The organism is Williamsia sp. (genome assembly GCF_016462415.1).
In the GTDB taxonomy this organism is placed as follows: Bacteria; Actinomycetota; Actinomycetes; order Mycobacteriales; family Mycobacteriaceae; genus Williamsia_A.
This window is the reverse complement of record NZ_JAEMTF010000017.1, coordinates 36,129-61,775: the sequence shown is the minus strand read 5'-3', so window position 1 is coordinate 61,775 and position 25,647 is coordinate 36,129. Positions and strand designations below refer to the sequence as shown.

The window sequence follows — 25,647 nt, the reverse complement described above, 5'->3', positions numbered from 1 at the left end:
GGCTGGGGTCGGGCATGGCCTACGACGCCGCCGATCTCGAGCGCATCGCGGGCGGCGGACTCGCCGCGTCGCCGACGGCCAACGTGCTGATCGAGGAGTCCATCCTCGGGTGGAAGGAATACGAGCTCGAGCTGATGCGCGACGGCAAGGACAACGTCGTCGTGGTCTGCTCCATCGAGAACGTCGACCCGGTCGGCGTGCACACCGGCGACTCGGTGACCGTCGCGCCCGCGATGACGTTGACCGACCGCGAGTACCAGATCATGCGCGACCTCTCCATCGACATCCTGCGTGAGGTCGGGGTCGACACCGGCGGCTGCAACATCCAGTTCGCGATGGACCCCGCCGACGGGCGTCTGGTCGTCATCGAGATGAACCCGCGCGTGTCGCGGTCGTCGGCGCTCGCGTCGAAGGCGACCGGCTTCCCGATCGCGAAGATCGCCGCGAAGCTCGCGGTCGGTTACCGACTCGACGAGATCGTCAACGACATCACCGGCGAGACCCCTGCGTGTTTCGAGCCCACGTTGGACTACGTCGTCGTCAAGGCGCCGCGGTTCGCGTTCGAGAAGTTCCCCGGCGCCGACGACACGCTGACCACCACCATGAAGTCGGTGGGCGAGGCGATGAGCCTGGGCCGCAGCTTCGCCGAGGCGCTCGGCAAGGTGATGCGGTCCATGGAGACCAAGGCGGGCGGGTTCTGGACCGACGCGGGCACCGAGGACTCCCTGGAGGAGATCCTCACCGACATCGCCACCCCGCGCGACGGTCGGCTCTACAAGATCATGGCCGCGTTCGACCTCGGTGCCACCGTCGAGCAACTCTTCGACGCGACCAAGATCGACCCGTGGTTCCTCGCCGAGATCGAGGCCGTGGGCGAGCTGGGACGCCGCGTCCGCGCGGCCGACTCCCTCGACGCCGAACTCCTGCGCGAGGCGAAGTCCACCGGACTGTCCGACCGTCAGATCGCCGCTCTCCGCAGCGATTTCGTCGACGACGCGGCCGTGGCCGCGCACCGGCGCGCGCTCGGTGTCCGGCCGGTGTACAAGACGGTCGACACCTGCGCCGCCGAATTCGAGGCGAAGACCCCCTACCACTACTCGACCTACGAGATCGATCCCGCGGCGACCAGCGAGATCGCGCCACAGACCGAGCGGGACAAGGTCCTGATCCTGGGATCCGGCCCCAACCGCATCGGCCAGGGCATCGAGTTCGACTACTCGTGCGTGCACGCCGCGACGACGTTGTCGGAGGCCGGCTACGAGACGGTGATGGTCAACTGCAACCCGGAGACCGTCTCCACCGACTACGACACCGCCGACCGCCTGTACTTCGAGCCGCTGACCTTCGAGGACGTCGTCGAGGTCTACAACGCCGAGAGCGCGTCGGGGACCGTGGTGGGTGTCATCGTCCAGCTGGGCGGCCAGACCCCGCTCGGATTGGCCCGGCGGCTCGAGGAGGCAGGCATCCCGATCGTCGGGACGAGCCCGGCGGCCATCGACCTCGCCGAGGACCGCGGCGAGTTCGGCAAGGTGCTCGACGCCGCAGGGCTGCCCGCCGCGAAGTACGGCATGGCCACGACGTTCCCCGAGGCCCGCGCGATCGCGGCCGACATCGGCTACCCGGTGCTGGTGCGACCGTCCTACGTCCTCGGTGGCCGCGGCATGGAGATCGTCTACGACGAGCCGTCCCTGGAGGGGTACATCTCGCGCGCGACCGAGCTGACCGCCGAGCACCCGGTGCTCGTGGACCGCTTCCTCGAGGACGCGGTCGAGATCGACGTCGACGCACTGTGTGACGGCACCGAGGTCTACATCGGCGGCGTCATGGAACACATCGAGGAGGCCGGCATCCACTCCGGCGACTCGGCGTGTGCGCTGCCGCCGGTGGCCCTGGGTCGCGCCGACGTGGCCGCGGTGCGCCGCTCGACCGAGGCGCTGGCCCATGGCATCGGCGTCAAGGGACTGCTCAACGTCCAGTACGCGCTCAAGGACGACATCCTCTACGTGCTGGAGGCGAACCCGCGGGCGAGCCGCACCGTCCCGTTCGTGTCCAAGGCCACCGCGGTGCCGCTGGCCAAGGCGTGCGCCCGGGTGATGCTGGGGGAGAGCATCGCCGAACTGCGCGAGCAGGGACTGTTGCCGGCCACCGGAGACGGCGGCGACCTGCCGGTCGGTGCGCCCATCGCGGTCAAGGAGGCGGTGCTGCCGTTCAACCGGTTCCGCCGCGCCGACGGCAGCGGGGTCGATTCCTTGCTCAGCCCGGAGATGAAGTCCACCGGAGAGGTCATGGGCATCGACGCCGACTTCGGCCGGTCCTTCGCCAAGTCGCAGACCGCGGCGTACGGCTCCCTGCCCACCTCCGGCGCGATCTTCGTCTCGGTGGCCAACAAGGACAAGCGTGCGCTGATCTTCCCGGTCAAGCGGCTCGCCGCGTTGGGCTTCGAGGTCCTCGCGACCGAGGGCACCGCGGACGTGTTGCGGCGCAACGGCATCGCCTGCACACAGGTGTACAAGCACTCCGACACCGGGCTGCCCGAGGGGGCGCGCACGATCGTCGAGACCATCCGCGCCGGGGAGGTGTCGATGGTCATCAACACCCCGTTCGGCAACTCGGGCCCGCGCATCGACGGCTACGAGATCCGCAGCGCCGCGGTGTCGGTGAACATCCCGTGCATCACCACGGTGCAGGGTGCCAGCGCGGCCGTGCAGGGCATCGAGGCCGCCATCGAGGGTGACATCGGCGTGATGTCGCTGCAGGAACGTCACCGCGCCATGCGCACCCCGTGAGCGTCGGTGCGCCGGCGGACTTCGCGACCCGGTATCGCACCGCGGTGGCCGACCGGGGGCGTCTGTGTGTCGGCATCGACCCGCACCCGGGTCTGCTCGACGCCTGGGGTCTGACCGACGACATCGACGGACTGCGGCGGTTCGCCGAGATCTCGGTCGCGGCCCTGGCGCCGGTCGCCGCGTTGATCAAGCCTCAGGTCGCGTTGTTCGAACGCTTCGGCTCGGCGGGGTTCGCCGTGCTCGAGCAGGCCATCGCCGGGATCGGCGCGGGCGGCTCGCTGGTCGTCGCCGACGCGAAGCGAGGTGACATCGGGTCCACGATGGACGCCTACGCGAGCGCGTGGCTGCGTGAGGGGTCACCGTTGTGCTCGGACTCGGTCACGGTGTCGCCGTACCTCGGGTTCGGATCGCTCGAACCGGCTGTCCGGGCCGCCCAGGACACCGGCCGTGGCGTGTTCGTCCTGGCGCGGACCTCGAATCCCGAGGGCGCCTCGGTCCAGACCGCGCGCGGCGACGCCACCAGTGTCGCGCAGACGATCGTGGACGCCGCCGCCGAACGCAACCGCACGGGTCCCGCCGCGGTGGGGCTGGTCGTGGGGGCCACCCGCGCCCATCGGCTCGACCTCGAGGCGGTCGGCGGCCCGATCCTGGCGCCGGGCGTGGGGGCCCAGGGTGGCACGGCGGCAGACGTCGCCGCGATCTTCGCAGGGGTGCACGAGTGGGTGCTGCCTGCGGTCTCGCGGGAGATCCTCCGTCACGGACCCGACCGCGCCGCGTTGTCCGACGAGGTGGCCCGCATGCGTGACGACATCGAGGCCCACCTGCGCGGCTGACGCGGTGCTCTTGCCCTCCGACGCAGCTCAGAACGCCAAACGACACGCTCGGCGGCCCGACGAGAATCCACCGGTCGGGTCCCAGCACACCAGTCACATCCGTCACATGGGCACCCCGCGCGGCTCGCCGTGGGCGGACCGACCCACGTAACCGTGTTCCCTTGCCGCACAGCAACTCCCGTGCTCGGATGAGTGCAGCGAGGCGCGGTGGCCGGAAAATCCGCCGGATCGATGCCCGTGCGCCTACAACACCGTCCGTACTGCACTTATGCCGGGGTGGGACTCGCAAATCCCTGTTCACGTCGGTACGGTCGCAGACGCTGCGGAAACGCAGCTCCGACAAGACTCATGTTCTACGAATACGGAGGAACCCGTGGCCCTTCCCCAGTTGACCCCTGAACAGCGCGCTGCTGCTCTGGAGAAGGCGGCTGCCGCTCGCCGAGTGCGCGCGGAGCTCAAGGAGCGGCTCAAGCGCGGCGGCACCGATCTGCAGCAGGTGCTCAAGGACGCCGAGTCCGACGAGATCCTGGGCAAGATGAAGGTGTCCGCCCTGCTCGAGGCCCTGCCCAAGGTCGGCAAGGTCAAGGCTCAGGAGATCATGACCGAGCTCGAGATCGCACCGACCCGCCGCCTGCGCGGCCTGGGCGACCGTCAGCGCAAGGCGCTGCTCGCCAAGTTCGACCAGGGCTGAACGCCCTGAGCTCAGACGTTCGGAGGGGTCGACTGGTTGTTTTGGTCGGCCCCTCCGCCGTCGGCAAGTCCAGCGTCGTGCGTCGTCTGCGCGAGCTGATGCCCGACCTCGTCTTCAGTGTCTCGGCCACCACCCGAGCGCCCCGGGCCGGCGAGATCGACGGACGCGACTACCACTTCGTCGGCGCCGAACGGTTCGCCCAGATGATCGCCGACGGGGACCTGCTGGAGTGGGCGGAGATCCACGGCGGCCTGCAACGGTCGGGCACGCCCGCACGACCGGTGTTCGAGGCCCTGGAGGCCGGTTCGCCGGTCCTGGTCGAGGTCGACATCGCCGGTGCCCGCGCCGTGCAGGCCCGACTCGCCGACGCCATCACCGTGTTCCTGACCCCGCCCAGCTGGGAGGTGTTGGTCGAGCGCCTCACCGGCCGAGGCACCGAGACCGCCGAGGTCATCGAGCGCCGACTCGAGACCGCACGGGCCGAACTGGCCATCGCCCACGAGTTCGACCACGTCATCGTCAACGACGATGTCGACCGGGTGGCGCAAAACTTGGTAAGCTTGCTGGTCGGGCGTGAGGATTCCCGGACGCCGTGATCGGCGACCGTCGTGTACACCCGCCTGAACAGTGCGTTTCGACCGACGAGATGTCACAGACAGTACGAAGTGAGGACTTTGCGTGAGCAGTCAGACCAGCGTCGAACCGACCGACGTCGCCGACGCCCCGGCCTACGACACCCCGTTGGGCATCACCAACCCGCCCATCGATGAATTGCTCGAGCGTGCGTCGTCGAAGTACGCCCTGGTGATCTACGCGGCCAAGCGTGCCCGACAGATCAACGACTACTACAACCAGCTCGGCGACGGGATCCTCGAGTACGTGGGCCCCCTGGTCGAGCCGGGCATGCAGGAGAAGCCGCTCTCGATCGCGATGCGGGAGATCCACGCCGATCTGCTCGAGCACACCGAAGGCGAGTAGTCCCATTCGCGGTGAGCGGGACGAGGCGGCGTGAGCGGTAGCGGAACGTCGCGACGAATCGTCGTCGGGATCGGCGGCGGGATCGCCGCCTACAAGGCCTGCTCGGTCATCCGGCACTTCACCGAGGCGGGGCACGATGTCCGGGTCATCCCGACACGTGCCGCCCTCGAGTTCATCGGGGCCGCGACCCTCGAGGCGTTGAGCGGCAACCCGGTCAGCGCCGAGGTGTTCGACGACGTGGAGCACGTCCCGCACGTGCGCATCGGCCAGCAGGCCGATCTGGTGATCGTGGCACCCGCGACCGCCGACCTGATGGCCCGCACCGCGACCGGCCGCGCCGACGACCTCCTCAGCGCCACCCTGCTCACCGCACGGTGCCCGGTGCTCTACGCCCCGGCGATGCACACCGAGATGTGGGAGCACCCCGCGACGCAGCACAACGTCGAGACGATCCGTTCCCGCGGCGGCGTCGTCATGACGCCGGCCTCGGGACGACTCACCGGCAAGGACACCGGAGCGGGCCGACTGCCCGACCCGTCGGAGATCGCCCTGATGGGCGAGGTGTTGCTCACCGACCCCGACGCATTGTCCTACGACCTGCGCGGCACCCGGGTCCTGATCACCGCGGGCGGCACCCGCGAACCGCTGGACCCCGTCCGGTACCTCGGCAACCGCAGCTCCGGCAAGCAGGGGTTCGCGCTCGCCCGCGCGGCATCACACCGCGGTGCCACGGTCACGTTGATCGCCGGTGCCACCGCCGAGCTGGCCGTCCCGTCCGGCGTCGAGCTGATCCCGGTGGTGACCGCGGCGCAGATGGCCGACGAGATCGCCAAGCGCGCCGACGAGGCCGATGTGGTGATCATGGCGGCCGCGGTCGCCGACTTCCGTCCCGTCAGCGTCGCGGACTCGAAGATCAAGAAGGGCGCGGCCGGTCCGGCCCCGATCGAACTCACCACCAATCCCGACATCCTGCGCACCCTCGTCGCCGCGCGCACCGCAGGCGACGTCGCCGCGTCGACCGTCATCGTCGGGTTCGCCGCCGAGACCGGGGACGCGACCGGGGGAGTGCTCGACCACGGTCGGGAGAAGCTGGCGCGCAAGGGATGTGACCTGTTGGTGGTGAACGCGGTCGGCGACGGCAAGGCGTTCGGCACCGACGACAACACCGGCTGGCTGCTGGCGGCCACCGGGACCGAGACCGCGCTACCGCTCGGATCGAAAACACTCATGGCGAGCCGAATACTGGACGCCGTCACCGATCTACTACCCGTGGATCGATGTAGCTGAGGAACGCAGTCACACCGGCTGGCCAGGTCACCGATCCGCCACCGGTATGTGTACCTTGAACAATCGTTACTCGGGGGACACACGAACACCTGCGGGTACACACCTGCCGTCACCACCACTGACCACTGCCGTGCAATCTCGAGAGGAAATGATGACCAGTTCTGGCCACCGTCTCACCGGAGCCTCCCGGCTCTTCACCAGCGAATCGGTCACCGAAGGCCATCCGGACAAGATCTGCGATGCCATCAGTGACTCGATCCTCGACGCGCTGCTCGAGCAGGACAAGCACTCCCGCGTCGCCGTGGAGACGCTGGTCACCACCGGCCAGGTCCACGTCGCGGGCGAGGTCACCACCTCCGCCTACGCCGACATCCCGAAGATCGTGCGCGACAAGGTCCTCGAGATCGGCTACGACTCCTCGTCCAAGGGCTTCGACGGTGCCTCGTGCGGCGTCAACGTCGCGATCGGCGCGCAGTCGCCCGACATCGCCCAGGGTGTCGACAACGCCTACGAGGCACGCGTCGACGGCGAGACCGACGAGATCGACAAGCAGGGCGCCGGCGACCAGGGCCTGATGTTCGGCTACGCCACCATCGAGACCCCGGAGTACATGCCGGTCCCGATCGCGCTGGCCCACCGCCTGTCGCGTCGCCTCACCGAGGTACGCAAGAACGGCACGCTGCCCTACCTGCGTCCCGACGGCAAGACCCAGGTCACCATCGAGTACAACGGCGATCAGCCGGTCCGTCTCGACACCGTCGTCCTGTCGACCCAGCACGCCGCCGACATCGACCTGATCAAGATGCTCACCCCCGACATCAAGACCCACGTCGTGGACACCGTGCTGGCCGATCTCGACCTCCCGACGCTCGACACCTCCGACGTGCGTCTGCTGGTCAACCCGACCGGCAAGTTCGTCCTCGGTGGCCCCATGGGCGATGCCGGCCTGACCGGCCGCAAGATCATCGTCGACACCTACGGCGGCATGGCTCGTCACGGTGGCGGCGCGTTCTCCGGCAAGGACCCGTCGAAGGTCGACCGCAGTGCGGCGTACGCGATGCGGTGGGTGGCCAAGAACGCGATCGCCGCCGGTCTCGCGCAGCGCATCGAGGTCCAGGTCGCCTACGCGATCGGCAAGGCCGCCCCCGTCGGGCTGTTCGTCGAGACGTTCGGCACCGAGACCGTGGACCCGGCCAAGATCCAGGCCGCGATCGCCGAGGTCTTCGACCTGCGTCCCGGTGCGATCATCCGGGACCTCGACCTGCTGCGTCCGATCTACGCGCCGACCGCGGCCTACGGACACTTCGGTCGCACCGACGTCGACCTCCCGTGGGAGAACACCGACCGCGCCGACAAGCTGAAGGCGGCCGCCGGCCTGTGACGACCCGGACCGTCACGACGGTCCGTCTGATCCCGATCCACACAGACGCCACCGATCGATGAGCGCACGCGCTGCCACACGCACGCCTGCCGCCCATCGGCCGGTGGCGTCCGTGCTGCCCATGCTGGGTCTGGCACACCTCGATCGGCCGTTCGACTACCAGGTCGACACCGACCAGGACGAGGCCGCGGTCCCCGGTGCGCGTGTGCGCGTCCGGTTCTCCGGACGTCTCGTCGACGGCTTCGTCCTCGAACGGCTCGAGACGAGCGAGCATCCCGGCAAGTTGGGGTGGCTCGACCGGGTGGTGTCGCCCGAACCCGTCCTGACCCCGGAGGTCGCCGCGCTGTGTCGCGCCGTCGCCGACCGGTACGCGGGCACGATGACCGACGTGCTGCGGTTGGCCATCCCCCCGCGGCACGGGCGGACCGAGCAGGCCCCGGTTGCCGACATCACCGACACCGACACCGTCCCGGTCGCACCGGACCCGGCCGGGTGGGCCCGCTACCGCAACGCGGAGTCCTTCACCACCGTGGTCGGTGCCGGTGGACCCGGCCGCGCCGCATGGCAGGCACTGCCGGGTGAGGACTGGTCGCTGCGACTGGCCGAGCTGGCCACCCATGCGGTGCGCTCCGGCCACGGCGTCCTGATCGTCGTCCCGGACCAGCGCGATCTCGACCGCGTCGAGCGCGCGTGTCGCGAGGCCATCGGGGACACGGTCGTCGCACTGTCGGCCGGGCTGGGGCCGGCCGCCCGTTACCGCCGCTGGTTGCGGGTGCTGCGCGGAACGGCGATGGTCGTCGTCGGCACCCGCAGCACCGCGTTCGCACCCGTCCATCGCCTCGGGCTGATGGTCGTCTGGGACGACGGCGACGACAGCCTGACCGAACCCCGGGCGCCGTACCCCCATCCGCGGGAGGTCGCTGTCCTGCGCGCCGCCGAGAGCGGGTGCGCGCTCGTGATCGGTGGGCTGACCCGCACCGCCGAGACACAGACCCTCGTCGACTCCGGATGGATGCACGACCTCGTCGCCGACCGCGCGACGGTCCGCGCCCACGCGCCCCGGATCCTCGCGATCAGCGATGAGGACCGCCGCGTCACCCGCGACCCCAACGCCCGGGTCGCACGTATCCCGGAGATCGCTTTCGACGCCGCCCGCGCCGCGCTGGCCGCGCAGACCCCGGTGCTGATCAGCGTGCCGCGGCGCGGTTACCACCCGTCCCTGGCGTGTGAACGTTGCCGAACGCGTGTCCGCTGCCGCCGGTGCCGCGGCCCGATGTACGCCGACGGCCCGACCGCTCGCGGTGAACCCGTCCGGATCACCTGCCGGTGGTGTGGACACCACGAGTCGTCGTTCCGGTGCGCGGAGTGCGGCGACACCCACCTGCGCGCCCTCACCTCCGGTTCGAGGCGCACAGCCGAGGAACTGGGCAAGGCGTTCGCGGGCGTGCCGGTGATCACCTCCGGCGGCGACCACATGGTCGACACCGTTCCCACCGGTGCGCGTGTGGTCGTCTCGACCCCGGGGGCCGAACCCGTCGCCGAGGGCGGATACGGCGCGGCGGTGCTGCTCGACACGTGGGCGCAGATGGACCGTCCCGATCTCCGCGCGGGCGAGCAGACCCTGCGCCGCTGGTTCGCCGCGATCACCCTCGTCCGTTCTGCGTCCGACAACGGCACCGCGGTCATCGTGGCCGACGCCGGGATCCCGGTGGTCCAGGCCGCCATCCGTTTCGACGCGGTCGGTTTCGCCGTCGACGAGGTCCGACAGCGTGCCGAGCTCGGACTACCGCCCGCGGTGACGATGGCGTCGGTCGACGGCGCGGCGACGTCGATCGCCGCGTTCGCGGACTCGGTGGCCCTGCCTTCGACCGGCGAGGTCCTCGGACCGGTCGACCTCCCGCCCGACGCCCGACCGCCCGCCGGCAGCGACCGCACGACCGACGGTGGTGACGTCGCGCGGATCCTGTTGCGCGTCAACCGTTCCGAGGGTCGCGAACTGGTCCGCGCGCTGCGGGACGCGCAGATCGCACGCACCACCCACCACGACGCCGGAGCGCTGCGGGTACAGGTCGACCCGCCCACGATCGGTTGACGTCGGCCGCGGTTCGATCGGCGTCGATCCGCGGTCGGTCGAGCCCATAGACTCGTACGCGCCCGGTGCACCACAGCGCCGGGTACGAGGAGAGGATGCAGACGTGTCGGTGGTGCCCATCCGATTGTTCGGCGATCCGGTACTGCGCACCCGTGCGGCCGAGGTCACCGATTTCGGCCCCGAGCTCGGCCGTCTCATCGACGACATGTTCGAGACCATGGACCGGCACAACGGTGCCGGACTCGCCGCGACGCAGATCGGGGTCGAGTCGAGGGTCTTCGTGTTCAACTGCGGGGGAATGCGCGGACACATCGTCAACCCCGTCTGGTCGGCCGAGGGCGACGACACCCAGACCGGTCCGGAGGGCTGCCTGTCGATCCCCGGGATCCAGGCCTCGTGCACCCGTGCCGCGATCGTGACGGTCAGCGGTGTCAACCGCGACGGCGTCCCGCTGCACTTCACCGCCGAGGAGATCGTCGCCCGGGCCATCCAGCACGAGACCGACCACCTCGACGGGGTGCTGTTCCTGCAACGCCTCGACGCAGGTGTCCGCAAGGGCGCCATGCGCGCGGTCCGGGAGTCCGAATGGTTCGCCGCGGGCGTCACCAGCAGCGACGATCCGGGCGCGTACCCGACGACGTGGGTCCACGAGCCCGAGTCTCAGACAGTCAGGGTCGCCGAGTGAGGGTCGTTTTCGCCGGGACGCCTGAACCCGCCGTGGCGTCGTTGCGGCGTCTGCTCGACTCACCCGATCACGAGGTCGTCGGCGTGATCACCCGACCCGACGCCGAATCCGGCCGTGGTCGCAAGGTCGTGCGGTCCCCGGTCGGGACCCTGGCCGACGAGGCGGGCATCGAGGTCATCACCCCGCGTCGGCTGTCCGAGCCGGAGGCGGTCGCGACACTGACCGGATGGGCGCCGGACTGCTGTGCCGTCGTCGCCTACGGCGCACTGGTACCGAAGGCGCTGCTCGACCTGCCGCGCCACGGATGGATCAATCTGCATTTCTCGCTGCTGCCGGCGTGGCGGGGCGCCGCCCCGGTCCAGGCGGCCATCGCCGCGGGCGACGAGATCACCGGCGCCAGCACGTTCCAGATCGAGGTCGGCCTCGACACCGGCCCGGTGTTCGGAACGCTCACCGAGCGGATCCGACCCACCGACACCAGCGGCGACCTCCTCGAGCGACTGGCCGAGCACGGATCGCACCTGCTCATCTCCACCCTCGACGGGATCGAGCGCGGTGAGCTCGTCGGGGTGCCGCAGCCCCCGGACGGGGTCAGCCTCGCGCCCAAGGTCGACGTCGCCGACGCGCGCGTCCGCTGGGATCGCCCCGCGCACATCGTCGATCGTCAGATCCGTTCGGCCACACCGGCTCCCGGAAGTTGGACCGAGTTGGGAGAAGTTCGTTTGAAGATCGGCCCCGTCACCATGACCGACGACGAACCGCTGCCCGCGGGCGCACTGGCGGTGTCGAAGAAGTCCGTCCTCGTGGGTACCGGCACGGCGCCGGTCCGCCTGAGCACGGTGCAACCACCCGGCAAGAAGCCGATGGGCGCCGCCGACTGGGCGCGCGGCGCGCACCTCGAATCAGGCGCGGTGCTGTCATGATCCGCCACGACCACGCGTCCGTTCTGACGTCCGCACCGGTCGACGGGGTGGTCGTATGACCCGCCCGGCACACATCCGCGACAAGGCCGTCGACCCGGTTCGCAAGGCCGCGCGCGACGTGCTGCGAGCGGTGCGCGAACGCGATTCCTACGCGAACCTCGTACTGCCCAAACTGCTCCGTGAGCGGGGCATCACCGGCCGCGACGCCGCCCTGGCCACCGAGCTCGCCTACGGAACGTGCCGGGCCACCGGGGTGCTCGACGCGATCATCGCGTCGGCGGCGGGCCGGGCGGTCGACGAGATCGACGGACCGGTGCTCGACGTCCTCCGGCTCGGCGCCTACCAGTTGCTGCGCACGCGCATCGGTGCCCACGCGGCGGTCTCGACCTCGGTCGATCTCATCCGCAGCGAGGCCGGCCAGGGCCCGGCCGGGTTCTGCAACGCGGTGCTGCGCAAGATCTCCCAGCGCGACGAGGAACTGTGGACCGAGGAACTCGCTCCGTCGATGGCCGACGACGTCGTCGGTCACCTGGCGTTCCGGTACGCCCATCCGCGCTGGATCGCACAGGTCTTCGCCGACGCCCTGGCCGGTCCGGACGGTGGCGTGCGCGCCGGTGAACTGCAGTCGGCGCTCGCCGCCGACGACGAACGGCCGATCGTGCACCTCGCGGCGCGTCCGGGTCTGATCAGTGCCGAGGAGCTGGCGCTGGCGACCGGGGGAGAGGTCGGGGCCTTCTCGCCGTACTGCGTGTACCTGCCCGGCGGCGATCCCGGCAAGCTCGACGCCGTCCGGGACGGGATGGCCGGCGTCCAGGACGAGGGCAGCCAGTTGGTGGCCCGCGCGGTCACCGTCGCACCGATCGAGGGGGACGACACCGGACGCTGGCTCGACCTCTGCGCCGGTCCGGGCGGGAAGGCGGCCATGATCGGTGCCCTCGCCGAGATCGACGACGCCGCCCTCGACGCCGTCGAACCCTCCGAGCACCGTGCCGAACTGGTGCGGACATCGGTGAAGGGACTGCCCGTCACCGTGCACGTCGCCGACGGTCGCGACAGCGGACTGACCCCCGGGTACGACCGCGTCCTCGTCGACGCCCCGTGCACCGGTCTGGGCTCGCTGCGTCGACGTCCCGAGGCCCGGTGGCGCCGCACGCCGTCCGACGTGCCCGAACTCGTCGCCCTGCAACGCCAGTTGTTGCTCGCCGCACTCGAACTCGTGCGTCCCGGCGGTGTGGTCGTGTACTCGACGTGCTCGCCGCATCCGGCCGAGACCGTCGGTGTGGTGGAGTCGGTGGTCGCCGAAGGACTGGCGCGCACCGTCGATGCCCGCCCCCTGGTGCCGGTCGACGACCTCCTCGGCGACGGCCCGTACGTCCAACTGTGGCCACACGTCCACGGCACCGACGCGATGTTCCTGGCCGCCCTGACCCGTCCCTGACCGTCACCGGGCGACAAGGTGATACCGATCGCGCCCACGGCGATGCATAGACTTCCCGCCATGTCTTCCGACCGTCCGGCCCAGCCGATGATCGCCCCGTCCATCCTGTCCGCCGATTTCGCCAACCTGGCCGCCGAGGCCAACGCGGTCGGCGACTCCGACTGGCTGCACGTCGACGTCATGGACGCCCACTTCGTCCCCAACCTCACCCTCGGACTGCCGGTGGTCCAGAGCCTGCTCAAGGCCACCGAGATCCCGATCGACTGCCACCTGATGATCGAGGACCCGGCCCGCTGGGCGCCGCCGTACGCCGAGGCCGGCGCCCACAACGTCACCTTCCATGCCGAGGCCACCGACGATCCGATCGCCGTCGCCAAGGACATCCGCGCCGCCGGGGCGAAGGCGGGGCTGAGCCTCAAGCCGGGCACCGACCTCGAGCCGTACCTGGAGATCCTCGCCGAGTTCGACACCCTGCTCGTGATGAGCGTCGAGCCCGGTTTCGGCGGACAGTCCTTCATGCCGGAGGTGCTCGAGAAGGTCCGCACCATCCGCAGGCGGATCGACTCGGGCGCCCTGCGCCTTCTCGTCGAGATCGACGGCGGTATCAACGCCGACACCATCGAGCAGGCCGCGGAGGCCGGGGTCGACTGCTTCGTCGCCGGCTCGGCGGTCTACGGCGCCGCCGACCCCGCGGTCGCGGTGTCGAAGCTCCGCGCGCAGGCACTCGCGGCGCGCGGCTGACCGTGACCACCGGCGGACCGCGACGCCACGAGTCGGCGATGCGCGAGGCCATCGCCGAATCCGTCCGGGCTCGCGGGCGGAGCTCGCCCAACCCGCCGGTCGGCGCGGTCATCGTCGACGACACCGGCGGGGTCGTCGGGCGCGGACACACCCAACCCGTCGGCGGCCCCCACGCCGAGGTCATGGCGTTGCGAGACGCCGGCGCTCGCGCCCGGGGCGCCACGGCGGTGGTGACCCTCGAGCCGTGCGACCACACCGGCCGCACCGGTCCGTGCACCCGCGCGCTGATCGACGCGGGCGTCACGCGTGTGGTCTACGCCGTCGACGACCCGAATCCGGGTGCGGGCGGGGGAGCGACGACCCTGCGTGCGGCCGGGGTCGAGGTCGAGGCGGGTCTGCTCGGCGACGTCGTCACGCACGGTCCGCTGCGCGAGTGGCTGTTCCGGCAACGGACGTCTCGACCGCACGTCACGGCCAAGATCGCGGCGACCCTCGACGGCCGCATCGCCGCACCGGACGGGACCAGCCAGTGGATCACCGGATCGGCTGCGCGCGAACGGGTCCACGTCGACCGCGAAGAACTGGACGCGATCGTGGTGGGCACCGGCACGGTGTCGCGCGACGACCCGACGCTGACCGCCCGGTTCCCCGACGGGACCCTGCGAGGGCACCAGCCGGTCCGGGTGGTCCTGGGTGATCGACCCATCCCGCCCGATGCACGGATCCTGGGCCCCGAGGCGCCGACCGTCCACGTCCCCGGACACGATCCCGTCGCTGTCCTGCACGCGCTGGACGACGCACTGCACGTCCAGGTCGAGGGCGGGCCGACCGTCCTCGGCGCGTTCTTCGCCGCGGGTCTGGTCGACCGCGTCCAGGTCTATCTCGCGCCGACGATCCTGGGTGCCGGGGCGGCCGCGGTCGACGACCGCTCGGTGCAGACGCTGACCGATGCGCATCGTTTCGTCCGTACCGGTCTGGAGATCCTCGGCGATGACGTTCTGCTCACCCTGACCTCAACCCCCTGACCGGCGTTTTCGCCGGTCGAGGGCGCGCGGGGTGCAGGTCTTGCTGTGCTAGCGTCGAAGAAGAAGTTCTCAGGGCGGGGTGCAATTCCCCACCGGCGGTGACGGCGAGAAATCGGCGAAGCCCGCGAGCGCCCGGACCACCGACCGACCGGTCGGAGGGACGGGGTCAGCAGATCCGGTGTGACTCCGGAGCCGACGGTCACAGTCCGGATGAGAGAGAACGCACCGCGGTGGATTCCGCGTTCGTATCGCCCTGAGTCGTGACGACTCGAGGAGCATTGGTGTTCACCGGAATTGTCGAAGAGCGCGGGACCGTCGTCTCGCGCGAGGACCTCGTGGATGCGGCGCGGTTCACCGTGCGCGGCCCACTGGTCACCAGCGACGCCGGACACGGGGACTCGATCTCCGTCAACGGCGTGTGCCTGACCGTGGTGGACCAGCCCACCGCCGACGACTTCACCGTCGACGTGATGGCCGAGACCCTGCGCCGCAGCAGCCTCGCCTCCCTGGACGCCGGGGCGCCGGTCAACCTCGAGCGGGCCATGTCCGCAGGTGGGCGGTTCGGCGGACACATCGTGCAGGGCCATGTGGACGGGGTCGGACACGTGCTGTCGGTCGACCCGTCCGAGAACTGGACCGTCATCCGTATCGGCATCGACGCGGCCACCTCGCGCTACATCGTGGAGAAGGGATCGATCACCGTCGACGGTGTCTCCCTGACCGTCTCGGGCATATCCGAGCCCGGAGCGGAGTTGTCCTGGTTCGAGATCTCCCTGATCCCGACCACCCTGTCGATGACGACGCTCGGCACCGTGACCGTCGACACCGTGGTGAACCTCGAGGTCGACGTGATCGCCAAGTACGTCGAGCGCCTCACGGCCACTTCGACCCATTCCGACGATTCCCACCACAACGACGAGGTTGCATCGTGACGATCTTCGACACCGTCGAGCGCGCAGTCGCCGACATCGCAGCGGGCAAGGCCGTCGTCGTGGTCGACGACGAGGATCGGGAGAACGAGGGCGATCTGATCTTCGCCGCCGAGAAGGCGACGCCCGAACTGGTCGCGTTCATGGTCCGCTACACCTCGGGGTACCTGTGTGTGCCGCTCGACGGCGCCGACTGCGACCGTCTCGGTCTGCCGCCGATGTACTCGGTGAACCAGGACAAGCACGGGACCGCCTACACCGTCACCGTCGACGCGCGTGAGGGCATCGGCACCGGCATCAGCGCCTCGGACCGGGCGGCGACCATGCGTCTGCTCGCCTCGTCGGAGAGCACCGCCAACGACTTCACCCGTCCCGGACACGTCGTCCCGCTACGCGCCAAGGAGGGCGGGGTGCTGCGGCGCCCCGGTCACACCGAGGCCGCGGTCGACCTCGCGCGGATGGCTGATCTCGCACCCGCCGGCGTCATCTGCGAGATCGTCAGCCAGAAGGACGTGGGCGCGATGGCCCAGACCGACGAGCTGCGGGTCTTCGCCGACGAACACGACCTGGCGCTCATCTCGATCGCCGACCTCATCTCGTGGCGTCGTCGGCACGAGAAGCATGTGGTGCGCATCGCCGACGCCCGGATCCCGACCGATCACGGCACGTTCCGGGCCGTCGGCTACACCAGCATCTACGACGAGGTCGAACACATCGCCCTGGTCCTCGGCGACATCCCCGGACCCGACGGCGAAGGCAACGACGTCCTGGTGCGGGTGCACTCGGAGTGTCTGACCGGCGACGTCTTCGGTTCGCTGCGATGCGACTGCGGACCGCAACTCGACGCGGCCATGGAGATGGTCGCCGCCGAGGGCCGGGGCATCGTGCTCTACATGCGTGGACACGAGGGCCGCGGGATCGGCCTGCTGCACAAGCTCCAGGCCTACCAGCTCCAGGACAGCGGTTCGGACACCGTCGACGCGAACCTCGAACTGGGGCTGCCCGCCGACGCCCGCGACTACGGACTCGGTGCACAGATCCTGGTCGACCTCGGCGTCAGCTCGATGCGCCTGCTCACCAACAACCCGGCGAAGCGGGTCGGGCTCGACGGGTACGGCCTCCACATCACCGAGCGGGTCCCGATGCCGGTCCGGCCCAACGCCGAGAACCTCCGCTACCTGCGCACCAAGCGGGACCGCATGGGTCACGATCTCGACGGCCTCGACGACCTCGGATCGGGTTCGGCCGCCAACGCGGGCGGGACGTCGGCGTGAGCGGGGCGGGCGAACCGATCGTCGAACTCGCCGCGGCGTCGGATCTGAAGCTGGCGATCGTGGCGTCGCAGTGGCATGCCACCATCTGTACCGCCCTGCTCGACGGAGCGCTGCGCGTCGCCGAGACGGCCCAGATCTCCGCACCGACGGTGGTGCGGGTGGCCGGGGCGATCGAGCTGCCGGTGGTGGTCCAGGCGCTGGCGCGCACACATGACGCGGTGGTGGCGCTCGGTGTCGTCATCCGTGGTGAGACACCGCATTTCGAGTACGTGTGCGACGCGGTGACCGCAGGTCTGACCCGGGTGTCGCTTGACGAGAGCACCCCGGTGGGCAACGGCGTCCTCACGACGCTGAACGAACAGCAGGCGCTCGACCGGGCCGGTCTGCCGGACTCGTTCGAGGACAAGGGCGCCCAGGCGGCCACCGCGGCACTGGCCTCGGCCATCACTCTCGGTGAGCTCGCGAAGCTCTCACCGCGGTGACCCGTCCGATGGATGCCTCGACCTCGACCGAATGGGACTTCACCTACCGGAGTCGGCGCACGGCGCGGTACGCGACGGTTGTGGCGGCGCTGTTCGTGATCGCCCACGTGGCGGTCGGCATCCTGTTGCGTGTCTCCGACACCGGGGTGCGGTTCCGCATCACCGACCAGATCGGTCTGGCGATGATCGGGGTCGTGCTCGGTGGCGCGATCATGACCCTGACGCTGCCCCGGATTCGGGTCGGCCGCTCGGGCGTGGCGGTGCGGAACATCCTGGGGGAGCGGGTCTTCGACTGGGCTGACGTCGAGGGCATCTGGTACCCCGATTCCGGACACTGGGCCCGTCTCGAGCTGCCGGCCTACGAACACGTCCCGGTGATGGCCATCCAGGCCAACGACGGTCTCCGCGCGGTGGAGGCCATGGACACCTTCCGTGAACTGCTGACCCGCTACCGCCCCGAAGCGGCGCAGGAATAGCTCGCGTAGGAGGAATCACTCCCCACCGAGGGCGTAAGGCCGTCGGTGCCGGTGATTGTGATGGGAAAAGCCGCCGACGGTGCGGAAAGCACGCATCGAGTGTGCGTCGTCTCGTATCGGATCTCGCGTGCCGTAGTCAGCACACTCGATGGCGCTTTCCACACAGTCAGCAACCGTGTTGGCGTTCCGTGCCACGATCGCACCGCCGCTCAGCGGGTCCCGGTGCCTGTGTGCTGGGCAACCCGGGGCTGATTGTGTGGAAACCTGCCGTCGAGTGTGCTGAGCGCCCACCGTGAGATGTGCTCGGAACGGCGCACACTCGATGGCGCTTCGCACACAGTCAGCAACCGTGTCGCCGATCAGCGGGTGTCGCCCATGACCTCGCCCTCGCGGCGGGGATCGGCTCCACCGATCCATCCGTCGCGGTCGCGGACTACGGCGGCCAGCCCGGACGACTGATCGGCGACCGACACCTGGTGCCCCATCTTCCGTAGCGCGAGGACCAGTGGGTCGCGGTCACCGTTGTCGGTCGGATCGATGCCGGGATGCTCGCCGCCGACGTTCGTGGTCGGGGTGTTGGCGGCCCCGAAGTCGACTCCTGACACCGCCTGCTGCGGATCGAGCCCCCAATCCAGGATCCCGACGAGCGTCTTGATGACGAACTGGATGATCACCGAACCACCGGGGGAGCCCACCGCGGCGACCAGATCCCCACGACCGCCGTCGGCGGTGTCGAAGACCAGGGTCGGCGACATCGAGCTCCGCGGTCGCTTACCCGGCTCGACCCGGTTGGCCACCGGCGCACCGGATTCGTCGACCGGGTCGGCGGAGAAGTCGGTGAGCTGGTTGTTCAGGATGAACCCGTCGACCATGTGGAACGACCCGAACGCGGACTCGACCGTCGTCGTCATCGACGCGGCGTCCCCCTTCTTGTCGATGACTACGATCTGGCTCGTCCCGTGCTCCGGGGTCGGCACCACGCCCGCGGGCACCGGTCCGAAGTCACCCGCCTGTGCCTCGCCCATCGAACGGTTCGGATCGATCAGCGACGCACGCTTCTTCAGATAGGCGGGGTCGGTGAGCGCAGCAAGTGAACCGCCCGGCAGCGGGACGAAATCGGTGTCGGCGACGTACTTGTCGCGATCGGCGTAGGCAAGTCGTTCGGCCTCGGAGATCAGGTGCACGGCCTGCGCGGTCGGCACCCCGCCGTTGCGGTTCCGGTCACGCGGACCCATCGAGGCCAGGTCGAAGTTCGACAGGATCCCCATGGCCGAGGCGACGGTGATACCGCCGGACGACGGCGGCGGCATCCCACACAGGACGTGGCTGCGGTAGGTGGTGCACAGTGATTCCCGCTTTCGGGCGCGGTAACCCGCCAGGTCCTCGAGGGTGGTCAGGCCGGGCGTCATGCCGCCGGCGGTCGACCCCACCTTGTCGACGATGTCGCGGGCGATCGCACCGGTGTAGAACGCATCGGGTCCCTCGCTCGCGATGGCGCCGAGGGATTTCGCGTAGGCCGGGTTGTTCAGCGTGGTGCCCGCGGCTTTCGGGGTCCCATCCGGGTTGAGGAAGTACGCCTTCGCCTCCGGATCGGCGACCAGATCGGTTCTGCTGTCCGCGATCGCAGCCGCCATCCGTGGGCTGATCGCGAAGCCGTTGTCCGCCAACGTCACCGCGGGGGCGAAGAGGTCACCCCACTTCTTCACGCCGTGGTCGGACTGCGCCATCTCGAGCATCCGCAGGACGCCCGGGGTGCCGATCGACCGTCCACTCGCTCGCGCCGACGGAACGGGCTCGGTGCGCTCGGTCGGGCTGACGTACCGCAGGTAGTCGCCCGTCGCCGCGGCCGGCGCGGTCTCCCGGCCGTCGTAGGCCTGCACCGATTTCGACGCCGCGTCGTAGTAGACGAGGAAGGCACCGCCACCAATGCCGGTGGCCTGCGGCTCCACCAGACCGAGGACGGCCTGCGCGGCCACCAGCCCGTCCGCGGCGCTGCCGCCGTCGCGGACGACGTCGCACGCGGCCTTGGTCGCCAGGGGGTTGGCGGTGACCACGGAGTACGACCCGGTGCGCACCGGTGTCATCTGCGTCCGGTAGCCGGTGGCCACCTCCGGGTTGGTGGCGATGTCGCGACTCGGCGGCGCCCCCGAGGTGGCCGACGCGGCCGCGACCGGTGTCCCGTTGGCCACATTCGTACACGTCCCCGAGTCGGGTCCGGACGCGGTGGAACCGTCGTCGCCACAGGCGACCGAGGTCAGGGCGATGGCGGCGACGGCGAGAACGGCCATGCTGCGAGCGGGACGGGGGTGCACCTTCATCCGCCGACGCTAACAAGTCGGGCACGTCTGTGTGCCGTACTAACCTGGACGGCGTGCCCGATCCGACCACGTACCGCCCGGCGCCGGGGAGCATTCCGGTCCACCCCGGCGTCTACAAGTTCCGGGACACCTATGGCCGCGTCATCTACGTCGGCAAGGCGAAGAACCTCCGCTCACGGCTCACCTCCTACTTCGCCGACCTGGCCACGCTGCACCCGCGGACACGGCGGATGGTCACCACCGCCGCCTCCGTCGAGTGGACGGTGGTCGGCACCGAGGTCGAGGCGCTGCAGCTCGAATACAACTGGATCAAGGAGTTCGACCCGCGGTTCAACGTCCGCTACCGCGACGACAAGACGTACCCGATGCTCGCGGTCACGCTGAACGAGGAGTACCCGCGGTTGTTCGTCTACCGCGGACCGAGGCGCAAGGGCGTCCGCTACTTCGGCCCGTACTCGCACGCCTGGGCCATCCGCGAGACCCTGGACCTGCTGACGCGTGTGTTCCCCGCCCGTACGTGCTCGGCCGGTGTGTTCAAACGCCACCGTCAGATCGACCGTCCGTGCCTGCTGGGCTACATCGACAAGTGCGCCGCGCCCTGCGTGGGTCGGGTCGACGCGGCCGAGCACCGCGAGATCGTCCAGGACTTCTGCGACTTCCTCGCCGGTCGCACCGACCGGATGATCAAGCACCTCGACAACCAGATGGCCGCCGCAGCAGCCGATCTCGACTTCGAGCGAGCCGCGCGTCTGCGTGACGACGTCGGTGCGCTCCGTCGCGCCCTGGAGAAGCAGGCGGTCGTCCTCGGCGACGGCACCGATGCCGACGTGGTCGCCATGGTGGCCGACCAGCTCGAGGTGTCGGTGCAGATCTTCCACGTCCGCGGCGGTCGTGTCCGGGGCGAGCGCGGGTGGGTGGTCGAACGCACCGACGTTCTCAACGCGACCACCGACAGCGACGACGACACCCCCGACCTCGGCGAGCAGGTCGGGCAGTTCCTGACCCAGTTCTACGGCGCCCAGGTCGACCAGGACGCCACGGTGAGCGTCGACTCCGACCACGAGGGCGCCGAGCCCGTTCCGCGCGAGGTGCTCGTCCCGGTGCTGCCGCCGGATGCCCCGGAGTTCACCCGGTGGCTGTCGGGGCTGCGCGGGTCGAACGTCGATCTGCGCGTGCCGCAACGCGGCGACAAGAAGGCGCTGTTCGAGACCGTAGAACGCAACGCGGGGGAGGCGCTGACCCAGCACAAGCTGCGCAGGGCGGGAGACCTCACGACCCGGTCGGCGGCACTCACCGAGATCCAGGAGACCCTCGGACTCGACATCGCGCCCCTGCGGATCGAGTGCATCGACATCTCGCACGTGCAGGGAACCGACGTCGTCGCCTCGCTCGTCGTCTTCGAGGACGGCCTGCCCCGCAAGTCCGACTACCGGCACTACGCGATCAAAGAGGCTGCCGGAGACGGTCGTTCCGACGACGTCGCGTCGATCGCGGAGGTGACCCGTCGCCGGTTCCTGCGCTATCGCGCCGACGGTCGACCCGACGCGGGTGTGGTGCTCGAGAGTGGTCCGGTGCCGGCGAACCCGGACGCATCCACGGGGGCCGACGACAACGGTGGAGACCTCGCCCCCGAGGCGTCGATCGACCCGGCCACCGGTCGGCCCCGCCGTTTCGCCTACCCCCCGAACCTGTTCGTGGTCGACGGTGGTGGCCCGCAGGTGCGCGCCGCGGCCGAGGTGTTGCGTGAGCTCGGCATCGACGACGTGGCCGTGATCGGGTTGGCCAAACGCCTCGAGGAGGTGTGGGTACCCGATGACGACGACCCGGTGATCTTCCCGCGTACCAGTGAGGCGCTGTTCCTCCTGCAGCGCGTGCGCGACGAGGCCCACCGGTTCGCGATCACGTTCCACCGCAGCAAGCGCAGCAAGCGGATGACGGCGTCGGTTCTCGACGGTGTCCCCGGACTCGGCCAGACCCGCCGGGCCGCGCTGGTGTCCCACTTCGGTTCGGTGGCCCGGCTGCGCGATGCGTCGATCGAGGAGATCGCGACCGTGCCGGGCATCGGTCAGTCCACCGCGAAGGCCGTCCAGATGGCCCTGGCCGGTCCGGTGGTCGAGTCCTCATCCGGTGCGCCGGGGCCACAGCAGGCAGGATCGACCGAGCGGACACAGGATTCGCGAACAGATGGGAACAGCGATGGCTGACCGGGACCCCGCGACCGGCACCGACATGGTGCCCGGCGCGACGGCCGGGCGACAGATCGACGTCCTGCTCGTCACCGGGATGTCCGGCGCCGGTCGCGGCACGGTGGCGAAGCTGCTCGAGGACCTCGGGTGGTACGTCGCCGACAACGTCCCCGCGTCGCTGATCACCAGCATGGTCGGTGTGGCGCAGAGCGACGACCCGTCGATCACCCGACTGGCACTGGTGATGCGGGCGGGCGCGGAGTCGTTCAGCGCCGAGGTGTCCGACGTCCGCGAGGAGCTCGAGGCCCTCGGTCAGCACCCCCGATTGTTGTTCCTCGATGCCGGCGACGCCGCGCTGGTGCGTCGTTTCGAGCAGGTTCGTCGCTCACATCCGCTGCAGGACAACGGAACCCTGATCGAAGCGATCGCGCGTGAACGCGCCGTGTTGGCGAAGGTGTCGGAGACGGCGGATCTGGTCGTCGACACCTCCGACCTGTCGGTCACCGCGCTGCGCCGAATCGTCGACAACGCGTTCGCCCAGCCGTCGACCACCGAGGTGCGGATCGCGTTCCAGTCGTTCGGTTTCAAGTACGGTCTGCCGATCGACGCCGATCTCGTCGCCGACGTGCGCTTCCTGCCCAACCCGTACTGGGTGCCCGAACTCCGAGACCACAACGGTCTCGAGTCGCCGGTCTCGGAATACGTCCTCGGTCAGCCGGGCGCCTCGGACTACCTCGACGCGTTCGAACGCGTGATCCGCCTCACGGCACGGGGATACGAGCGAGAGGGCAAGCGCTACATGACCGTCGCCGTCGGGTGCACCGGCGGCAAGCATCGCAGCGTGGCGATGTCCGAACAGCTGCGGACACGTCTGTCGACCGCCACCGCCGACGCTCCTGACGTGCCCGACACCGCGGAGGGCCGCGCGTTCGCCGTCCGGGTGGTCCACCGCGACCTGGGACGCGAATGAGCCGCGCGATGGGCAAGATCGTCGCCCTCGGCGGCGGTCACGGTCTGCACGCCACCCTGAGTGCCATGCGTCGGCTCAGCGACGAGGTGACCGCCGTGGTCACCGTCGCCGACGACGGCGGGTCGTCGGGCCGGTTGAGATCAGAACTCGGCGTCATCCCGCCGGGGGATCTGCGGATGGCGATCGCGGCGTTGATGTCGGCGGGCGGTGAGCACGAACCGGCCGGTGGTCGGGACCGCTGGGTGGCACTGCTGCAGCACCGATTCGGTGGGCGCGGGGCGCTGGCGGGACACCCGGTGGGCAACCTGCTGCTCGCGGGCCTCACCGAGGAGCTCGGCGATCCGGTATCGGCTCTCGACGCCGTGATGGAGCTGTTCGGAGTCCCCGGTCGGGTACTGCCCATGTCCGCGGTGCCGCTGAACATCGAGGCGGAGGTCTCCGGGCTCGAGGCCGACCCGCGGATCAGCCGCAGCATCGCCGGTCAGGTCGCGGTGGCCACCACCCCGGGCACCGTCCGACGCGTCCGTCTCCTCCCGGCCGATCCGCCCGCCTGTCCGGAGGCGCTCGACGCCATCGCCGCCGCCGATCTCGTGGTGCTCGGCCCCGGATCGTGGTTCTCCAGCGTCATCCCGCACGTCCTCGTGCCCGAGCAGCTCGCGGCGCTCAAGGCGACCTCGGCCCGGCGGATGTTGTTCGTGAATCTCGCACCGGAACCCGGTGAGACGAGCGGCTTCTCGGTGGAACGCCATCTGCACGTGCTGCACGCCCACGCCGACGACTTCCGCGTGGACGACGTCATCGTCGACGCCGGTTCGGCGCCGGCCGGGCGGGAACGCGAGCACGTCGAGCGGGCGGCCGCACTGTTCGGCGCCCGATTACACGTGGGCGACCTCGCACAGCCGGGTACCCATGTACACGATCCGGAGAAATTGGCCTCCATGGTGCTTACGCTGTGCGAGGAAGAGACCGATGGCTACGCTGTCGGGGCGGTCGACCGACCGCCTTCGGCAGACCGGCTCGGGTAGCCCCGGCGCCGCGAGTACGACGGGGGACGGTGTCGACGCCCGCGATCACGGGCCAGCAGCGACGAGTCGGCGGAACGCCGACGAACCAGGAGTCTGGGGGGCGACCCCCGGCAGGAGGACAGCAACCGGTGGCGATGACAGCAGCCGTCAAGGACGAGCTGAGTCGGCTCGTGGTGACTCAGACGAGTTGCCGCAAGGCCGAGGTGTCGGCGTTACTGCGGTTCGCGGGCGGCCTGCACATCGTCGCCGGACGCGTCGTCGTCGAGGCCGAGGTCGACCTCGGCAACGTCGCCCGCCGTCTCCGCAAGGAGATCTTCGACCTCTACGGCTACAACTCCGAGGTTCACGTCCTGCGCAGCGGCGGGATCCGCAAGAGCGCCCGCTACATCGTCCGCGTCACCAAGGACGGTGAGGCCCTGGCCCGCCAGACCGGTCTGCTGGACATGCGTGGCCGACCCGTGCGCGGACTGCCCGCACAGGTCGTCGGCGGCGGCGTGGCCGACGCCGAAGCCGCCTGGCGTGGAGCGTTTCTCGCACACGGCTCACTGACCGAACCCGGACGGTCGTCGGCGCTGGAGGTCAGCTGCCCCGGACCCGAGGCGGCGCTGGCGCTGGTCGGTGCCGCACGGCGCCTGGGGGTCTCGGCCAAGGCGCGGGAGGTCCGCGGGGCCGACCGCGTCGTCATCCGCGACGGCGAGGCCATCGGCGCCCTGCTGACCCGGATGGGTGCCCAGGACACCCGACTCACATGGGAGGAACGGCGGATGCGCCGCGAGGTGCGCGCGACCGCCAATCGGCTCGCCAACTTCGACGACGCGAACCTGCGCCGGTCGGCCCGGGCCGCGGTGGCCGCGGCCGCGCGGGTCGAGCGCGCCCTCGACATCCTCGGCGACACCGTCCCGGATCACCTGGTCGCGGCCGGTCGGTTGCGGGTCACCCACCGCCAGGCGTCGCTGGAGGAACTGGGACAGCTCGCCGACCCGCCGATGACCAAGGATGCGGTCGCCGGACGCATCCGCAGGCTGCTGTCGATGGCGGACAAGAAGGCCAGGACCGACGGCATCCCCGACACCGAGTCGGCGGTCACCTCCGAACTGCTCGACGAGGCCTGAGCAGACCCCTGCACC

At 70.1% G+C, this 25,647-nt stretch carries 22 protein-coding genes and 1 riboswitch; of the genes, 21 read left to right on the top strand and 1 reads right to left on the bottom strand.

Features of this window, described 5'->3' with window-relative positions; genetic code table 11:
- From carB to JHC79_RS06755, 17 genes are all read left to right on the top strand, one after another.
- Window positions 1-2,786, top strand: a 2,786-nt coding sequence (gene carB, locus JHC79_RS06835; RefSeq protein ID WP_296389408.1) for a carbamoyl-phosphate synthase large subunit, incomplete at its 5' end; no start/stop codon positions are given.
- Complete coding sequence (gene pyrF, locus JHC79_RS06830) at window positions 2,783-3,619, top strand: orotidine-5'-phosphate decarboxylase (protein WP_296389407.1); 837 nt, start codon at window positions 2,783-2,785, stop codon at window positions 3,617-3,619. The genes carB and pyrF, both read left to right, overlap by 4 nt.
- 373 nt (window positions 3,620-3,992) lie before the next feature.
- Window positions 3,993-4,310, top strand: coding sequence for an integration host factor, actinobacterial type (gene mihF, locus JHC79_RS06825; RefSeq protein WP_188492521.1), 318 nt, complete (start codon window positions 3,993-3,995; stop codon window positions 4,308-4,310).
- Window positions 4,307-4,906 (top strand): guanylate kinase, encoded by a 600-nt coding sequence (gmk, locus tag JHC79_RS06820; RefSeq protein WP_296389415.1) that lies wholly within the window; start codon window positions 4,307-4,309, stop codon window positions 4,904-4,906. The genes mihF and gmk overlap by 4 nt, the downstream gene beginning before the upstream one ends.
- An 82-nt stretch (window positions 4,907-4,988) precedes the next feature.
- Window positions 4,989-5,288, top strand: a complete 300-nt coding sequence (gene rpoZ / locus JHC79_RS06815; RefSeq protein ID WP_296389406.1) for a DNA-directed RNA polymerase subunit omega — start codon at window positions 4,989-4,991, stop codon at window positions 5,286-5,288.
- Between the two features lie 30 nt (window positions 5,289-5,318).
- The gene (gene coaBC, locus JHC79_RS06810) at window positions 5,319-6,575 is read left to right on the top strand and encodes a bifunctional phosphopantothenoylcysteine decarboxylase/phosphopantothenate--cysteine ligase CoaBC (RefSeq protein ID WP_296389405.1); all 1,257 of its coding nucleotides are present in this window, start codon (window positions 5,319-5,321) and stop codon (window positions 6,573-6,575) included.
- A 151-nt stretch (window positions 6,576-6,726) separates the two neighbouring features.
- A complete protein-coding gene (metK, locus tag JHC79_RS06805; protein WP_296389404.1) occupies window positions 6,727-7,956 on the top strand; it encodes a methionine adenosyltransferase in 1,230 nt (409 codons plus the stop codon).
- Between the two features lie 58 nt (window positions 7,957-8,014).
- A complete protein-coding gene (locus JHC79_RS06800) occupies window positions 8,015-10,048 on the top strand; it encodes a primosomal protein N' (protein WP_296389403.1) in 2,034 nt (677 codons plus the stop codon).
- A gap of 103 nt (window positions 10,049-10,151) precedes the next feature.
- Complete coding sequence (def, locus tag JHC79_RS06795) at window positions 10,152-10,733, top strand: peptide deformylase (protein WP_296389402.1); 582 nt, start codon at window positions 10,152-10,154, stop codon at window positions 10,731-10,733.
- Window positions 10,730-11,656: a methionyl-tRNA formyltransferase gene (fmt, locus tag JHC79_RS06790; RefSeq protein WP_296389401.1), complete on the top strand. Its 927-nt coding sequence runs from the start codon at window positions 10,730-10,732 to the stop codon at window positions 11,654-11,656. Before def ends, fmt begins: the two co-directional genes overlap by 4 nt.
- Before the next feature lie 55 nt (window positions 11,657-11,711).
- The gene (locus tag JHC79_RS06785) at window positions 11,712-13,094 is read left to right on the top strand and encodes a transcription antitermination factor NusB (RefSeq protein WP_296389400.1); all 1,383 of its coding nucleotides are present in this window, start codon (window positions 11,712-11,714) and stop codon (window positions 13,092-13,094) included.
- A 60-nt stretch (window positions 13,095-13,154) separates the two neighbouring features.
- A complete protein-coding gene (gene rpe / locus JHC79_RS06780; RefSeq protein WP_296389399.1) occupies window positions 13,155-13,835 on the top strand; it encodes a ribulose-phosphate 3-epimerase in 681 nt (226 codons plus the stop codon).
- A gap of 2 nt (window positions 13,836-13,837) precedes the next feature.
- Window positions 13,838-14,860 carry a bifunctional diaminohydroxyphosphoribosylaminopyrimidine deaminase/5-amino-6-(5-phosphoribosylamino)uracil reductase RibD gene (ribD, locus tag JHC79_RS06775; protein WP_296389398.1) on the top strand — a complete coding sequence of 341 codons (1,023 nt, stop codon included), beginning with the start codon at window positions 13,838-13,840 and terminating at the stop codon, window positions 14,858-14,860.
- Between the two features lie 61 nt (window positions 14,861-14,921).
- Window positions 14,922-15,086, top strand: a riboswitch (FMN riboswitch).
- 55 nt (window positions 15,087-15,141) lie between these two features.
- A complete protein-coding gene (locus JHC79_RS06770) occupies window positions 15,142-15,792 on the top strand; it encodes a riboflavin synthase (protein ID WP_296389397.1) in 651 nt (216 codons plus the stop codon).
- Window positions 15,789-17,063 carry a bifunctional 3,4-dihydroxy-2-butanone-4-phosphate synthase/GTP cyclohydrolase II gene (locus JHC79_RS06765; protein ID WP_296389396.1) on the top strand — a complete coding sequence of 425 codons (1,275 nt, stop codon included), beginning with the start codon at window positions 15,789-15,791 and terminating at the stop codon, window positions 17,061-17,063. The genes JHC79_RS06770 and JHC79_RS06765 overlap by 4 nt, the downstream gene beginning before the upstream one ends.
- Window positions 17,060-17,545 (top strand): 6,7-dimethyl-8-ribityllumazine synthase, encoded by a 486-nt coding sequence (ribH, locus tag JHC79_RS06760; protein ID WP_296389395.1) that lies wholly within the window; start codon window positions 17,060-17,062, stop codon window positions 17,543-17,545. Before JHC79_RS06765 ends, ribH begins: the two co-directional genes overlap by 4 nt.
- A gap of 8 nt (window positions 17,546-17,553) precedes the next feature.
- Window positions 17,554-18,021, top strand: a complete 468-nt coding sequence (locus tag JHC79_RS06755) for a PH domain-containing protein (protein ID WP_296389394.1) — start codon at window positions 17,554-17,556, stop codon at window positions 18,019-18,021.
- A gap of 359 nt (window positions 18,022-18,380) precedes the next feature.
- Here the strand turns inward: JHC79_RS06755 and JHC79_RS06750 are convergent, their stop codons facing one another.
- Window positions 18,381-20,339 (bottom strand): gamma-glutamyltransferase family protein, encoded by a 1,959-nt coding sequence (locus JHC79_RS06750; RefSeq protein WP_296389393.1) that lies wholly within the window; start codon window positions 20,337-20,339, stop codon window positions 18,381-18,383.
- Between the two features lie 53 nt (window positions 20,340-20,392).
- On the opposite strand from JHC79_RS06750, the gene uvrC reads away from it, so the two are divergent.
- From uvrC to whiA, 4 genes are all read left to right on the top strand, one after another.
- Window positions 20,393-22,543 carry an excinuclease ABC subunit UvrC gene (uvrC, locus tag JHC79_RS06745; protein ID WP_296389392.1) on the top strand — a complete coding sequence of 717 codons (2,151 nt, stop codon included), beginning with the start codon at window positions 20,393-20,395 and terminating at the stop codon, window positions 22,541-22,543.
- 25 nt (window positions 22,544-22,568) lie between these two features.
- Window positions 22,569-23,495: an RNase adapter RapZ gene (gene rapZ / locus JHC79_RS06740; protein ID WP_296389414.1), complete on the top strand. Its 927-nt coding sequence runs from the start codon at window positions 22,569-22,571 to the stop codon at window positions 23,493-23,495.
- Window positions 23,492-24,520: a uridine diphosphate-N-acetylglucosamine-binding protein YvcK gene (gene yvcK, locus JHC79_RS06735; RefSeq protein ID WP_296389391.1), complete on the top strand. Its 1,029-nt coding sequence runs from the start codon at window positions 23,492-23,494 to the stop codon at window positions 24,518-24,520. The genes rapZ and yvcK overlap by 4 nt, the downstream gene beginning before the upstream one ends.
- 134 nt (window positions 24,521-24,654) lie before the next feature.
- A complete protein-coding gene (gene whiA, locus JHC79_RS06730) occupies window positions 24,655-25,632 on the top strand; it encodes a DNA-binding protein WhiA (RefSeq protein WP_188492554.1) in 978 nt (325 codons plus the stop codon).
- Window positions 25,633-25,647: the final 15 nt, after the last annotated feature.